This window comes from Microvirga brassicacearum, assembly GCF_008757455.1.
In the GTDB taxonomy this organism is placed as follows: Bacteria; Pseudomonadota; Alphaproteobacteria; order Rhizobiales; family Beijerinckiaceae; genus Microvirga; species Microvirga brassicacearum.
The window spans coordinates 66876-79584 of sequence record NZ_VCMV01000010.1; the positions used below are offsets into that span (position 1 = coordinate 66876).

Sequence of the window (12709 nt, forward strand, 5' to 3'; positions counted from 1 at the left end):
TCATGGACCAGCGAAACGTGGTGTCGGCGGAAAACGGCGACGGGCTCTCTCCCTACCGGCGCTTTTCGCGCGACGAATGGGCAAAGCTGCGCGCCGACACGCCGATGACGCTGACAGCCGAAGAGGTGTTGCAGCTGCAATCCCTCAACGATCCGATCTCCCTCGACGAAGTGGCGGCGATCTATCTGCCGCTCTCGCGCCTGCTGTCGCTTTATGTGGCAGCGACCCAGGGGCTGTTCCGGGCGACGCAGCGCTTCCTGCTGGCCGAGAACGACGCCAAGGTGCCCTACATCATCGGCGTCGCCGGCTCGGTCGCGGTGGGCAAATCCACCACCGCGCGCGTTCTCAAGGCGCTGCTGGCGCGCTGGCCCAACACACCGAAGGTCGATCTCGTCACCACCGATGGTTTCCTTTTGCCCAATGCCGAGCTCGACCGGCTCGGGCTGATGGAGCGGAAAGGTTTTCCGGAGAGCTATGATACCGGCGCGCTGCTGCGCTTCCTCGCCGACATCAAGGCGGGCCGGCGCAATGTGAGGGCGCCGCTCTATTCGCATCTCGTCTATGACGTGGTGCCGGGCGAGGAGAAGATCGTCGACCTGCCGGATATCCTCATCGTCGAAGGGCTCAACGTGCTGCAGCCGGCGCGCATGCCGAAGGACGGCATGGCGATCCCGTTCGTGTCCGACTTCTTCGATTTCTCGGTCTATATCGATGCCGACGAGGCGGATCTGCACCGCTGGTATGTCAACCGCTTCCTGCGCCTGCGCCACACGGCGTTTCGCGACCCGCTCTCGTATTTCCGCCGCTATGCGGAAATCCCCGAGGAAGAGGCGATCGCCACGGCCGAGGGCCTGTGGAACCGCATCAACCTCACCAACCTGCGCGAAAATATTGTGCCGACGCGCCAGCGCGCGAGCCTGATCCTGAAGAAGGGCGCGAGCCACCGGATCGAGGCGGTCGCGCTCAGGCGGCTGTGAGCGCCGCGCTTCAGTTGCGCATCCCGCGCGTGTCGTAGCGGACCACCGTCCGCAACGTCCCATAGGGCGTCGGCGTGCGGGCATCGAGCTGCACCCGGGCGCCGGTGCGAAAACCGCTCGAACCTTCAGAGCGCGTGCGCGGCTGCACAACCCGGTAATCCGAACGCACCCGACCGCTGACCCGCAGGCAGGTCTCGGACCCTGGGATGGAGAAGAACCCGGCTCCCTGGCTGGTGCAGGCGCGGTTTGGTTCAACCGCCGCGGCATTCCTTGCCAGCAATTCGGCAGCCGGCACCGGAACGCTCTGCGCCAGCACCGCGAGCGCCAGGACGCCGATCGACAGAAGGTTGCTTGCCATGGGCCAAGCCTCGATTTCGCGCCAAGCCTAGCCGGAAGCCATGCGCTTGCGCAACTCCGCGGCGGCCGATCAAAATCCGCCCTCCGCGCGTTTTGCCTCAACGATGATCGATGGAGGCATCATGGCGACGCAACAGGGCGAAGCGGAACTGAAGCGCAGCGCCGATCACGCCGAGCAGGCCGCGGAACACACCGAGGAGGCGGCCGAGCGAACCGCCGTCGCGGCCGAGGTCACCAAGGACAGCGCGGATCGAAGAACCGAGCTTGCCGCCGACCGGACGGTCTTTGCCGCCGAGCGCACCTATGCGGCCTGGGTCCGCACCGGTCTGGGGGCGCTTGCCTCGGGCATCGGCGCCAAAAGCCTTCTCGCCGGAGTGGTGCCGGAGTGGATGATCGTCGCCACCGGTACGCTGCTGGTGATCTTCAGCGGATTCTGCTTCGCGGCGGCGGTCTGGCGGCAGGTCTTCGCCGGCGCGCCGCCGCCCATGCCCGATGTGCGGCGGATCCCGCCCCTCCTGCTCGTGGGGATGAACGGTTTCCTGGTGGTCGTCGCGCTGGCGGCCTTGCTCAGCATCTGGTTCGGGCGGACAGGCGGCTGAGGGGCCGGGAAGCGATGGTCAGCCCAGAAGCCCTTCCTGCCGCGCGAGATCGCGCAAATTCGTCTGCGGCCGAGCGCCGAGGTGGCTGATCACTTCGGCGGCGGCGAGACCGCCGAGGCGCGCGCAGGAGACGAGGTCGAGATCTTGAGTCAGTCCGGCGAGGAAGCCGGATGCGAACAGGTCGCCTGCGCCGGTGGTGTCGATCACGCGCTCGACCGGGAAAGCCGGAACGGCGCGGGTTTCGCTGCGGGTCACGACCAGCGCCCCCTCGGCCGAACGGGTGACGACGCCGAGGATGTTCTCCTCCCGCAGGGCCGCGAGTGCCGTGTCGGGATCGGAGGCGCCATAGAGGCTTTGCAATTCGTGGATATTGGCGAACAGGATATCGAGGCTGCCGTCGCGGATGAGGCCGAGGAACTCGTCCCGATAACGATCGACGCAGAAGGGGTCGGAGAGCGTCAGCGCGACCTTGTTGCCGGCCTGGTGGGCGATCTTGACGGCCTTGCGGAACGCTTCCTTGGCGGCCGGCGGGTCCCACAGATAGCCTTCGAGATAGACGATCGAAGACGCGCGAACGGTCTCGGGATTCACATCGTCCGGGGTCAGGTTCTGGCAGGCGCCCAGATAGGTGTTCATGGTGCGCTCGCCGTCGGGCGTCACCAGAATGAAGCTGCGGGCCGTGGCCGGCCCGTCCTTGGCCAAGGCGACGTCGTAATGGACGTCGATGGCTTTCAGGTCGTGGGCGAAATGATGGCCGGTCTGGTCGTCCTTCACCTTGCCGATGAAACCCGCCTTGACGCCCAGCGACGCCACGCCCGCCGCCGTGTTGGCCGCCGAGCCGCCCGAAATGACGGTCGCAGGGCCCATATCGCCGAACAATTCCTCGGCCCGCGCCTCGTCGATGAGCTGCATGGCGCCCTTGTGGACGTTCTTCCTGACCAGGAACGCCTCGTCGGTATGGGCGAGAACATCCACGATGGCGTTGCCGAGCGTGAGCACGTCGATACGATGATGGGACATGAGCAACCAGACTGTTGAAGGAAGCGCGCTTTCGCACCCGTTGACGATCCGGTCAAGTCTCAGGCGGTGGAAGCGCGCCTCCACTGGACCTCATCCTGAGGAGGCCGCAGGCCGTCTCGAAGGATCATCATTCAGGCTGTGGGAAGCGCGGAGCGCCGGGATCGTTCCTGCGCATCGTCGAGAACCGCCAGCAGCTTTTCGATCTCGGTTTCCGACAAGGTGCCGATTTCGCGGGCGAGCCGGTTGGCGAAGAGGGTGGCGCGCGGATGGGTGCCGCCGGTCTCGATCTTGACCCGGGGATCCGACATATCGGCGAGCCGGGCCAGTTCGTCGGCCTCATCCCAGATGATGTGGAAATATTGCAGCGTGCCTTGAATCAACGCCCAGGTCGGCTTGCCGCGCTCGCCGCGCTCCAGCGCCGACAGATAGGCGCTCGAAACGCCCAGATGCGCCGCCATGTCCTTCAACAGGAGGCCGCGCTCGCGGCGCAGCCGTCGTACCTTTTCGCCAAAAGGGGTCATGTCATTCCGCCCCGCGCCTCCGGCGCAGCCTCACATAAAGCGCACCCGATCCACCATGATGGGCGGCGGCCTCCTCGAAGCCGATGACCAGCGCCCGCAGCTCCGGCAACCCCAGCCAATGGGGCACCAGCCGGCGCAGAATTCCGCGCTCCTCGTAGAGGCCGCCGATGCGGCCGGTGCCGCCCTTGCCGGTGATCACCAGCACCAAGCCATGCCCCTGCCCCTGAGCCCGGTAAAGGAACCGCAACAGCGCCTCATGAGCCTCGCTCTGGCGCATGCCGTGGAGATCGATTCGCGCATCGACGCTGCGCGTGCCGCGCCTGAGGCCGATCATCGTCTTGCGTTCGAGGGGCGCGAGCGGAAGCAGGCTCGGCTTCGGGGTGGCGAGCGGCAGGGGCGCGGGCCGCAGGACCGGCTCCGGCTTCGGCTCCTTTGCGGGCGCGTCGGGTGAGACCGGGTCGAGCGGGAGAACGCGGCCCTTCATGGGCCGGACGCCGCGGGCCACATGCGCCCAGAGCTTTCGCTCCTCGCCGCTCAGGGACCGCTTGCGTCGGGTCATGGGCGGGCTTTGGGCTGCAGGACGACGAACGCCACTTTATGGCGCATCAAGCCGGCCTGCGCTCCGGCCCCCGGTCCAGTCCCGGCAAAAAAATCGCCCCGCGCCGGTCCGACAATGGCCGAACCGGTATCCTGCGCCACCATCAGGCGGCGCAAAGGCTCGCTCCGGTCGAGCGCGTGCGGCAGCGTTCCGTCGAGCCAGATCGGCAGCCCGTAGGCCCAGATGCTGCGATCGACCGCCAACGAGCGGCCCGGGGTGAGGGGAATGCCAGCGCCGCCGATCGGCCCCTCAGCGTGGGCAAGTTCGCTCGCCTCGCGAAAGAAGATGTAGGAGCGGTTTTGCCGCATCAGCGCCTTGGCGGGCTCCGGATTATCCCGGAGCCACCCCATCAGCCGCGCCAACGTCATGGTCTCAAGGTCCATTTCGCCGCGCTGCACCAGCAGCTTGCCGATCGACGTGTAGGGATGGCCGTTGCGCCCCGCATAGGCGACGCGCATTACGCTCCCGTCCTGAAGCCGAATGCGGGCGGAGCCTTGAACGTGAATGATGAAGGCTTCTCCCGGCTCGCGCAGATAGACAACCGGTTTGGCCCGCCCGCCCAGCGCGCCGTCCTCGATGGCGGCGCGGTCCGGATAGGGCTCGTAGCCCCTGGCGCTGCGTCTGCCGGCCTGAAGGACCGGATCCAGACCGGGGAATTTTTCGCCCTGCGGCACGGTGACGAGATCGTCCGGCCGATCGAGCAAGGGGACGCGATAGGTGGCGTCGGGACGGCGCGAGCCCCGGAATTCGGGCTCGTAATAGCCGGTGAGAAAACCCTCGCCGGTCACGGGCACCACGCGCATTGGCCGAAACTGCGTCTCGAAGAAACGCCGTGCCTCCGCGCCGCTCGAGATATTCGCGCTTGAGGCGCCGCGGCAGATCGCGGTCAGGTCGAAGCCGGGCTTCTGCGCCGGGCGCAATTCGGCGGCGTTGGCCTCGAGCGCCTTGCAGCTTCGCAGGAAGGTCGCGAAAGCCAGCCCGTGATCGTCCTGCGACCACCCGGCCAAGTCCTCAAACGAGACGGGTTCGAGGCGGGCTTTTCCCGTCAGCGCCGAGGGCTGGTCGAACGCCGCCATGGTCAATGCCCAGAAGAGGAAGCCGAGGAGGCCGAGACGGATCGGCCCCGCATGGTTCATTGCCCCGCTTCGGTCGCGACCAGCTTCCAGTTCGGATCGCGGCTTCCGAGGACACGCTCGAAGGTCCACACATCCGTGACGTCGACGACCGCGTCCGGGCTGCCATCCACCACCTTGTCGGAGGCATCGCGCGTCACGGTGATGAGTTTCGACAGGAAGCGAAGGCTGAGCTGGGCCGTCTTGCCCTGGATCTCGACGCCGGTGATCTCGGCCTTGTCGACCGACACGAAGGTGGTCTCGACCTTTTCGCCACGCTGCTCGCGCTCAGTGATGGCGCGCTCGAAGCCCTCATAGACCTCTTTCGACAGCAGATCCTTGAGCGTCTTGCGGTCGCCCTGCGCGAACGCGCTGACGATCATCTCGTAGGCGGCTTGCGCGCCCTCGATGAAGGTGGCGGCGTCGAAGTTCGGTTCGGCGCGGGCGATCTCGTCGAGATTCCGCGCCATCGGCGTGCCCGGCTCGGCAAAGCCCTTCCACCGTTCAGCGGCGGTCGCGGGCGCATCGCCGGCCGCATGGGCGCCGTTGGCCCCCGGCAATCGCACGACGTTGTCCGGCTCGCCCGACGGCGCCTTCGGGCGCAAGGGCGGTTCCCGACGGGAAATGGGATCGAGCGGCGGCTGTTCGCTACCCGTCTTCTGCCCCAGCACCGATCGCAGCCGCCACACGACGAAGACGGCCAGAACGATGAATATGAGGGTCGTGATGTCGAAGGAATCCTGCATCGTCGATCCGTTGTCGGCCTTCCCGATCCGGCCCGGAGAGTGGCCGGGCTATCGCCCGCGATCCGGGCACAAAAGGTGTTCTGCGCATATGGGGCTCATGGGTCGTAACATCCACCTCTCGCCGGGACAAGCGAAGGTCGCGACCGAATCTTGTTCCTGCGGCGGGAACATGGTAGCGCGAAGATCCACGGCCCGTCGCCGACACACGCTTGTTCACGAGCGCTCCACACGGGCGCGACCGATTACTCTCTTCGGAGCATGAAGACATGGCCGACAACACGGCAACCAACGGAGCGCAGGAGAACGCCATGCCGGCGCTCAATGCCCTCGCACAATATTGCAAGGATTTCTCATTCGAGAATCCCAACGCGCCGCGCTCGCTGCAGCAGCAGAGCGAAGGCCCGCAGATCAACCTGCAGGTCAACGTCAACGCCAAACAGCTCGCCGAGGCGGATTTCGAAGTCGAACTCACCCTCGAGGGCAGCGCCAAGGTCGGCGGCACCGAAACGCTGTTCGCGTTCGAACTGACCTATTCGGGCATCTTCCGCGTCGCGAACGTGCCGGCGGATCAGATCCATCCCGTCGTCATGATCGAGTGCCCGCGCCTGCTCTTCCCGTTCGCGCGGCAGATCGTGGCCGACGCCGTGCGCAATGGCGGCTTCCCGCCGCTCTACATCGATCCGATCGATTTCGTGGCGCTCTATCGCCAGCGCGCCTCGGAGTTGCAGACCGAGAACAAAGCCGGCGTCACCCTGTCGTGACCTGATTGTCGAGGCCCCTCCGGCCTCGATGACCGGCTATTCCGCCTCGACGATGTAGGCGCCCCACAGGGTATCGGCGCCGAGCGTTTCAACGAAGGCGCGGTGAGCCGCCCGCTCGGCATCCGTCAGGCGTGAGAGAAATGGACGCGGCCGCATCTCCCGGGATGCGGCCGCTCCCGTTTGAAGGACCGGGATGCCGCGAATGCTCGGGCGGACCGTGAGGTCGAGGCCGGTCTGCTTGCCGCCGATCAGCTCGATATAGACCTCGGCCAGAATTTCCGCATCAAGAAGCGCGCCGTGCTTGGTGCGCCGCGAATTGTCGATGCCATAACGCGAGCAGAGCGCATCGAGATTGTTCGACGCGCCGGGATGCTTGCGCCGCGCCAACGACAGGGTGTCGACGCAATCGTTCAGGACAATCGCCTGACGGCCGAGGCGCGCATATTCGGCGTTGAGGAAGCCCACATCGAAGGCCGCGTTGTGAATCACCAGCCGTCCCTCGCCGATGAAAGCCGCGAATTCCTCGATCACCGCCGAAAACACCGGCTTGTCGGCAAGGAATTCATTGCTCAATCCGTGCACGCCGAACGCGCCCGGCGACACCGGATATTCCGGATTGAGGTAGGTGTGATAAAATTTGCCCGTCGGCACGTGATTGACGAGTTCGACGCAGCCGATTTCGATGACGCGGTCGCCCTTGCCATGGTCGATGCCGGTCGTTTCCGTATCGAGGACGATTTCACGCAACATCAGGCTTTACCTCACCGCATCGACGCCGATTCCGTCCCGGCCTGCCGGCCAGGCAGACCACAATGGAACGAACCTGCGCCTCAGCGGAAGGGAAGCCGCGACTCGAATCCACCAGAAAATGCGCCCGCCTGCGCTTTTCGGCGTCCGGCATCTGTTTGTCCAGAATGCCCTTGAACTTGTCCTCGGTCATTCCGGCCCGGCTCAGCACGCGTTGGGCCTGGATCAGCGCGGGCGCGGTCACCACCACCACTGCGTCGCAGCGGCTTTCGCCGCCGGTCTCGAACAGAAGCGGGATATCCAGCACCACGAGCGACGCGGCACCGGCGATGCGGCGCAGGAAAGCCTCTTCCTCCTCGCGCACCAGCGGATGGATGATGGCTTCGAGTTGTTTCAAGCGATCGGCATCATCGAGCACGGCGGCGCCGAGTTTTGCGCGGTCGACGGCGCCCGCGACCACCGTGCCCGGAAAGGCGGCGTCGATGAGCGGCGCGGCCCGGCCCTGATAGAGCGCGTGAACCGCCGCATCGGCGTCGTGGACCGGGATCCCGAGATCCCGAAACATCCCCGCGGTGGCGGATTTTCCCATGCCGATGGAGCCGGTCAATCCGAGAATGAACGTCATAGGATCAGGCTCATGCGGCGGCCTCGATATCGCGGACGATCAGCGCTTCCAGCTCGGGCGTGACCTCCGGCGTCACGTTGAACCACCGCGCGAATCCCGGCACTGCCTGATGCAACAGCATGCCGAGACCGCCGACAATCCGCAAAGACCGGTTTTCCGCCTCGCGAAGCAACGCCGTCTTCAGCGGCACATAGACGATGTCGGTGACGATGGCGTCCCGGCGCGCGCTCGTCAGATCGATTTCCAGCGGCGGCTGGCCCGCCATGCCCAGCGAAGTGCTGTTGACGATCAGGCCCGCCTCAATGACCAGCCGGTCGAGATCCCGCCAGTTCGCCGCGACGATGGCAGGGCCGGCAACCGGCGCGAAATCGCGCACGATCTCCTCGGCTTTGGCAGCGGTGCGGTTGATGACGACGATGCGCCGCAAGGCGCGATCCTGCAGCCCCGCAACCACCGCGCGCGCAGCGCCCCCGGCCCCGATCAGCAGCGCCGTATCCACGTTCTGTACCCAGTTTTCCCCCAGGTTTTGATCGAGGTTATCCACAAATCCCGCCACATCGGTATTGTCGCCCCAGAGGACGCCATCCTCGATCCAGAGGGTGTTGACGGCCTGCACCCGTTCGGCGCGTCGGGTGCGCCGGTCGACGCCAGCGAACGCCGCTTCCTTGTGGGGGATCGTCACATTGCCGCCGGCGAAGCCCCGCGCTGCGAACGACTCGAGGAAGGCGGCAAAATCGGCGGGCGCCACGTCGATCCGCTCGTACGAACCCTCGATCCCGTAATGCCGAAGCCAGTAGCCGTGGATCAGCGGGGAGCGGGAATGCTGGATCGGGTGTCCGACCACGAAGGCTTTCGTCATTCGTCAGGTTCCTGGATCACGATGCCATTGGGCGAGCTGCCCAAAGGCATCGGACGCGATCGATTTTCATGAATTGGAGCATGATGTCGTCCGAAGCCGCTACACCGTTCCGTACCATGCTCTAGAACGCGAGGCAGCCGAGACGACGCAGGGCCGCCAGCAGCGGAAGAAGCGGCAATCCCAGAATGGTGGCGTGATCCCCGTCGATCTTCTCGAACAGATGGACGCCGAGATTTTCCACCTGATAGCAGCCGACGCCGGACAGCGCCTGCTCGCCCGCGATGTCCAGATAAGCATTGAGCGAATCCTCGCTCAGGGCCCGCATGGCAAGATGCGCCGCATCGTAGAACCACGTGACCGGCTCGCCGTCGCGCGCCAGGCAGCCGGCACTGTGGAGGCTGTGGGTGCGCCCTGCGAGATCGCGCAATTGCCGGAACGCGGCTTCGCGGTCGTAGGGGCGATGAAAGACCTGCCCGTTGCAGGAGAGAACCTGATCGGCCCCGAGCACCAGCCGGCCGGGTCGCCGCCGGCTCACCGCCAGCGCCTTCTCGGCGGCAAGCCGCGCCGCAAGCCTCTCAGGTGCGGCAATGCGCGATGCTTCCTCCACCTGGCGCTCATCGATGCGCGGATTTTCCGTTTCCACCGGCAGACCGGCGCGCTCCAGCAGGCCGCGCCGCGTGGCGCTGGTGGATGCCAGGATGAGGGGATCGGGGGCGGTCCAGAGAGCCGTCATGCGCGTCACTCGGCGATGAAGCGCAGGCGGTGATCGCGGTAAAGATCGAGAATGGCCGCCGCAGTTTCCTCGATCGAGCGACGGGTCACATCGATGGACGGCCAGTTATGGCGCGCAAAGAGCCGCCGCGACGCCGCGATCTCCTCCGCCACCGCGTCCCGGTCCACATAGGCCGTGTCGTCATCGGCTTTCAGCGACAGGAGGCGGTTCTGGCGGATCTGCACGATGCGTTCCGGGCTCGCCACCAATCCGACGATGAGCGGCTTGCGCGTCGTCTCGAGCACGCCCGGCGGCGGCATGCCCGGAATGAGCGGGATATTGGCGGTCTTCATGCCGCGATGGGCAAGATAGATCGCGGTCGGTGTTTTCGACGTCCGGCTGACGCCGAGCAGCACCACGTCGGCTTCCTCGAGATCGTGCGGCAGGTGCCCGTCATCGTGCAGGAGCGTGAAATTCATGGCGTCAATGCGCTTGAAATATTCCGCATTCAGCATGTGCTGCGCGCCCGGACGGGCCGTCGAGGCGGCACCGAGATAGGATTGCAGCAGGGAATGGACCGGTTCGAGCACCGAGAGGTGAGGCGAGCTCGTGGCGCGGCAGACCTCTTCGAGCCTGCTCGCCAGATCGCGCTCGACCAGCGTGTAGAGGACGATCCCCGGCGCCGCCTCGATTTCCGACAGCACGCGCTCGAGCTGCGTCGTCGAGCGCACCAGCGGGTAGACGTGTTCGATGGCGGCAATGCCTTCGTATTGGGCGACCGCCGCCCGCGCGACGGTGATCAGCGTTTCGCCGGTCGAATCCGACACCAGGTGGAGATGGAAGTAGCTGCGCCCCACGAACAGGCTCCTGTATGAGGGGTTGATAAGTGTGGATAGAGCGCTTGTTCGGGAAGGTCCAGCACGGAGCCCTGTGGGCCGTTCGGCAATCCATCAACAGCACCGTCCGATGTGCGTCGATCGCGCCGGCATTTTGGGAAAATCCGGTACGAATCAGCAAAACCGCCTCGACTCGAATCTCGCAACGGCCCGTTAGGGATTTGTTAAGCTTTAAGAATTCGGCAAGGATTGTGGCGCCCCTGCCTTACTCGTTAACGGATGGTTAACGACCGCACCCATGTGGACGGGTTGTGGACGGGCTTGCGGCGTCGTGAATCACGGCCCAAGAGAAACAACAGATTCTAGATCAATCTCTTTTCTTTATTAGATCAGGATGGGCTGGACCGAAGCGGCCCAACCCATGAAAACGTGATCGATTCTCATCCCAGAGCATGATGTCGTCCGAAAACCGCTTCACACTTTTCGGCATCATGCGTAGAGAGGCCCTGTGCACCAACGCCCCGCTAAAACGATTCTCCGCGTTCTCGATGGCGAGCCGGTCTGGCCTCTGCCGATCTGGATCATGCGTCAGGCCGGACGTTATCTTCCCGAATATCGGGAGACCCGGAAACGGGCGGGCTCGTTCCTCGATCTCTGCTACACACCGCGTCTCGCCGAAGAGGTGACGCTGCAACCGATCCGCCGGTTCGGGTTCGATGCCGCCATCATGTTCTCCGACATCCTGGTGATCCCGCATGCGCTTGGGCAGGACGTCCGTTTTGTCGAGAACGAAGGGCCCAAGCTCGATCCGGTCACCACCATGGCCGATCTCAAGCGGCTTGCCGACGAGATGCCGCTCGATCGACTCGACCCTGTTTTCGAAACGCTGGATCGCCTGCACTCGTCGCTGCCGCCGGAGACCACGCTTCTGGGTTTCTGCGGCGCGCCCTGGACGGTGGCGAGCTACATGATCGCCGGGAAGGGCACGCCCGATCAGGCGCCCGCCCGACTGACCGCCTACCGCGATCCGGTTTTCATGCAGGCGCTGATCGACAAGCTGGTGGTTGCCTCCACCGCCTATCTGATCCGCCAGATCGACGCCGGTGCGGAAGCCGTCCAGATCTTCGAGAGTTTCGGGTCCGCGTTGCCCCCGGCCTTGTTCGACATGCTGTCGCTCGACCCGATCCGCCGCATGGTCGAGGGCCTGAAAGCGGCACGGCCGCGCGCCAAAGTTATCGTGTTCGTGCGCGGCGGCGGCACCAATCTCCACCGCTTCGCGGCGGCCGGTGTCGGCGACGGGCTGGCGCTCGACTGGACGCTCGACCCGGCGCGTGTTCTACCGACTCTGCCGGACAGAATCGCCACGCAGGGCAATCTCGATCCGCTGGCGCTGATCGCCGGGGGCGAGCCGCTCGATCGCGGCATCGATCATATTCTGGCCGCGGTGCGCGGGCGTCCGCATATCTTCAACCTGGGACACGGCATCCTGCCCGAAACCCCGACCGAACACGTGGCGCAACTGATTGCTCGCGTCAGAGCATGAGGCCGAAAAGTGTGTTTTTGGGCGGTCTCATGCTCCAATCGATTGGAATCGCTCACGTTTTGTGAGATTGCCCCAAATCGGTGAAATCTCACCGTGAACTAGAGGCGCCGGGAGCCGACATGGTTTATCTCTGGATCAAAGCCGCCCACGTGATCGCGGTCATCAGCTGGATGGCCGGCATGCTCTACCTGCCGCGGCTTTTCGTCTATCACAGCGAGACGCCGAAGGGGTCGATCCAGTCCGACACCTTCAAGATCATGGAGCGGCGGCTTCTGAAGGCGATCATCAATCCGGCCATGGCGCTCACCTGGGTGCTCGGCCTGATCCTGATCTGGCAGGGCGGATGGATCACGTCGGGCTGGCTGCACGCCAAAATCCTGCTGGTGCTCGTGTTGAGCGGCGTGCACGGCTTCCTGTCCAAGACCGTGAAGATCTTCGCCGCCGACCAGAATACGCGCCCGGCCAAATTCTACCGCATGATCAACGAGGTGCCGACCGTGCTGATGATTCTCATCGTCATACTGGTCATCGTGAAGCCGTTTTGAGGCCGTTTGCGCTCACGATTCGGAGACTCCCGCGCCCGCCTGCGGGAACTTCGGGTGAAGGGACTTGAGGCGCGCAACGTTTGCGGCTAAAGAACAATTCTCCTTCCTCAAAGACAGGTTGCGCTGCCCGGCCCCCAGAGACTCTCTCCGA

General features: G+C 65.0%; 16 protein-coding genes. 5 read left to right on the forward strand and 11 right to left on the reverse strand.

The window, feature by feature from the left end; translation table 11 throughout:
* Positions 1–2: 2 nt before the first annotated feature.
* Complete coding sequence (gene coaA / locus FEZ63_RS07120; RefSeq protein ID WP_150942944.1) at positions 3–977, forward strand: type I pantothenate kinase; 975 nt, start codon at positions 3–5, stop codon at positions 975–977.
* Between the two features lie 10 nt (positions 978–987).
* On the opposite strand, the gene FEZ63_RS07125 is transcribed toward coaA, so the two are convergent.
* Positions 988–1335 (reverse strand): porin, encoded by a 348-nt coding sequence (locus tag FEZ63_RS07125; RefSeq protein ID WP_150942945.1) that lies wholly within the window; start codon positions 1333–1335, stop codon positions 988–990.
* Between the two features lie 121 nt (positions 1336–1456).
* On the opposite strand from FEZ63_RS07125, the gene FEZ63_RS07130 reads away from it, so the two are divergent.
* Positions 1457–1933, forward strand: coding sequence for a YidH family protein (locus FEZ63_RS07130; RefSeq protein WP_150942946.1), 477 nt, complete (start codon positions 1457–1459; stop codon positions 1931–1933).
* An 18-nt stretch (positions 1934–1951) separates the two neighbouring features.
* Here FEZ63_RS07130 and FEZ63_RS07135 read toward each other — a convergent pair whose 3' ends face one another.
* From FEZ63_RS07135 to FEZ63_RS07155, 5 genes are all read right to left on the reverse strand, one after another.
* Positions 1952–2953 carry an adenosine kinase gene (locus FEZ63_RS07135; protein WP_150942947.1) on the reverse strand — a complete coding sequence of 334 codons (1002 nt, stop codon included), beginning with the start codon at positions 2951–2953 and terminating at the stop codon, positions 1952–1954.
* A 131-nt stretch (positions 2954–3084) separates the two neighbouring features.
* On the reverse strand, positions 3085–3474 hold the full coding sequence (locus FEZ63_RS07140; protein WP_150942948.1) for a helix-turn-helix domain-containing protein: 390 nt from the start codon (positions 3472–3474) through the stop codon (positions 3085–3087).
* 1 nt (position 3475) lies between these two features.
* Positions 3476–4033, reverse strand: coding sequence for a Smr/MutS family protein (locus FEZ63_RS07145; protein ID WP_150942949.1), 558 nt, complete (start codon positions 4031–4033; stop codon positions 3476–3478).
* Positions 4030–5208: a murein transglycosylase A gene (mltA, locus tag FEZ63_RS07150; protein ID WP_150942950.1), complete on the reverse strand. Its 1179-nt coding sequence runs from the start codon at positions 5206–5208 to the stop codon at positions 4030–4032. The genes FEZ63_RS07145 and mltA overlap by 4 nt, the downstream gene beginning before the upstream one ends.
* A complete protein-coding gene (locus FEZ63_RS07155) occupies positions 5205–5930 on the reverse strand; it encodes a Tim44/TimA family putative adaptor protein (protein ID WP_150942951.1) in 726 nt (241 codons plus the stop codon). Before FEZ63_RS07155 ends, mltA begins: the two co-directional genes overlap by 4 nt.
* A 266-nt stretch (positions 5931–6196) precedes the next feature.
* Here FEZ63_RS07155 and secB point away from each other — a divergent pair, with 266 nt between their 5' ends.
* Positions 6197–6691 (forward strand): protein-export chaperone SecB, encoded by a 495-nt coding sequence (gene secB, locus FEZ63_RS07160; RefSeq protein WP_150942952.1) that lies wholly within the window; start codon positions 6197–6199, stop codon positions 6689–6691.
* Between the two features lie 36 nt (positions 6692–6727).
* Here the strand turns inward: secB and dnaQ are convergent, their stop codons facing one another.
* From dnaQ to FEZ63_RS07185, 5 genes are all read right to left on the reverse strand, one after another.
* Positions 6728–7441: a DNA polymerase III subunit epsilon gene (gene dnaQ / locus FEZ63_RS07165; RefSeq protein WP_150942953.1), complete on the reverse strand. Its 714-nt coding sequence runs from the start codon at positions 7439–7441 to the stop codon at positions 6728–6730.
* Positions 7431–8063, reverse strand: a complete 633-nt coding sequence (gene coaE / locus FEZ63_RS07170; RefSeq protein WP_150942954.1) for a dephospho-CoA kinase — start codon at positions 8061–8063, stop codon at positions 7431–7433. Before coaE ends, dnaQ begins: the two co-directional genes overlap by 11 nt.
* Before the next feature lie 10 nt (positions 8064–8073).
* A complete protein-coding gene (locus FEZ63_RS07175; protein ID WP_150942955.1) occupies positions 8074–8922 on the reverse strand; it encodes a shikimate dehydrogenase in 849 nt (282 codons plus the stop codon).
* Between the two features lie 121 nt (positions 8923–9043).
* Positions 9044–9655 carry a Maf family protein gene (locus FEZ63_RS07180; RefSeq protein WP_150942956.1) on the reverse strand — a complete coding sequence of 204 codons (612 nt, stop codon included), beginning with the start codon at positions 9653–9655 and terminating at the stop codon, positions 9044–9046.
* Between the two features lie 5 nt (positions 9656–9660).
* Positions 9661–10491, reverse strand: a complete 831-nt coding sequence (locus FEZ63_RS07185; RefSeq protein WP_150942957.1) for a pyruvate, water dikinase regulatory protein — start codon at positions 10489–10491, stop codon at positions 9661–9663.
* A gap of 487 nt (positions 10492–10978) precedes the next feature.
* Here FEZ63_RS07185 and hemE point away from each other — a divergent pair, with 487 nt between their 5' ends.
* On the forward strand, positions 10979–12013 hold the full coding sequence (hemE, locus tag FEZ63_RS07190) for a uroporphyrinogen decarboxylase (RefSeq protein ID WP_150942958.1): 1035 nt from the start codon (positions 10979–10981) through the stop codon (positions 12011–12013).
* Between the two features lie 119 nt (positions 12014–12132).
* Positions 12133–12558, forward strand: coding sequence for a protoporphyrinogen oxidase HemJ (hemJ, locus tag FEZ63_RS07195; protein WP_150942959.1), 426 nt, complete (start codon positions 12133–12135; stop codon positions 12556–12558).
* Positions 12559–12709 lie beyond the last annotated feature (151 nt).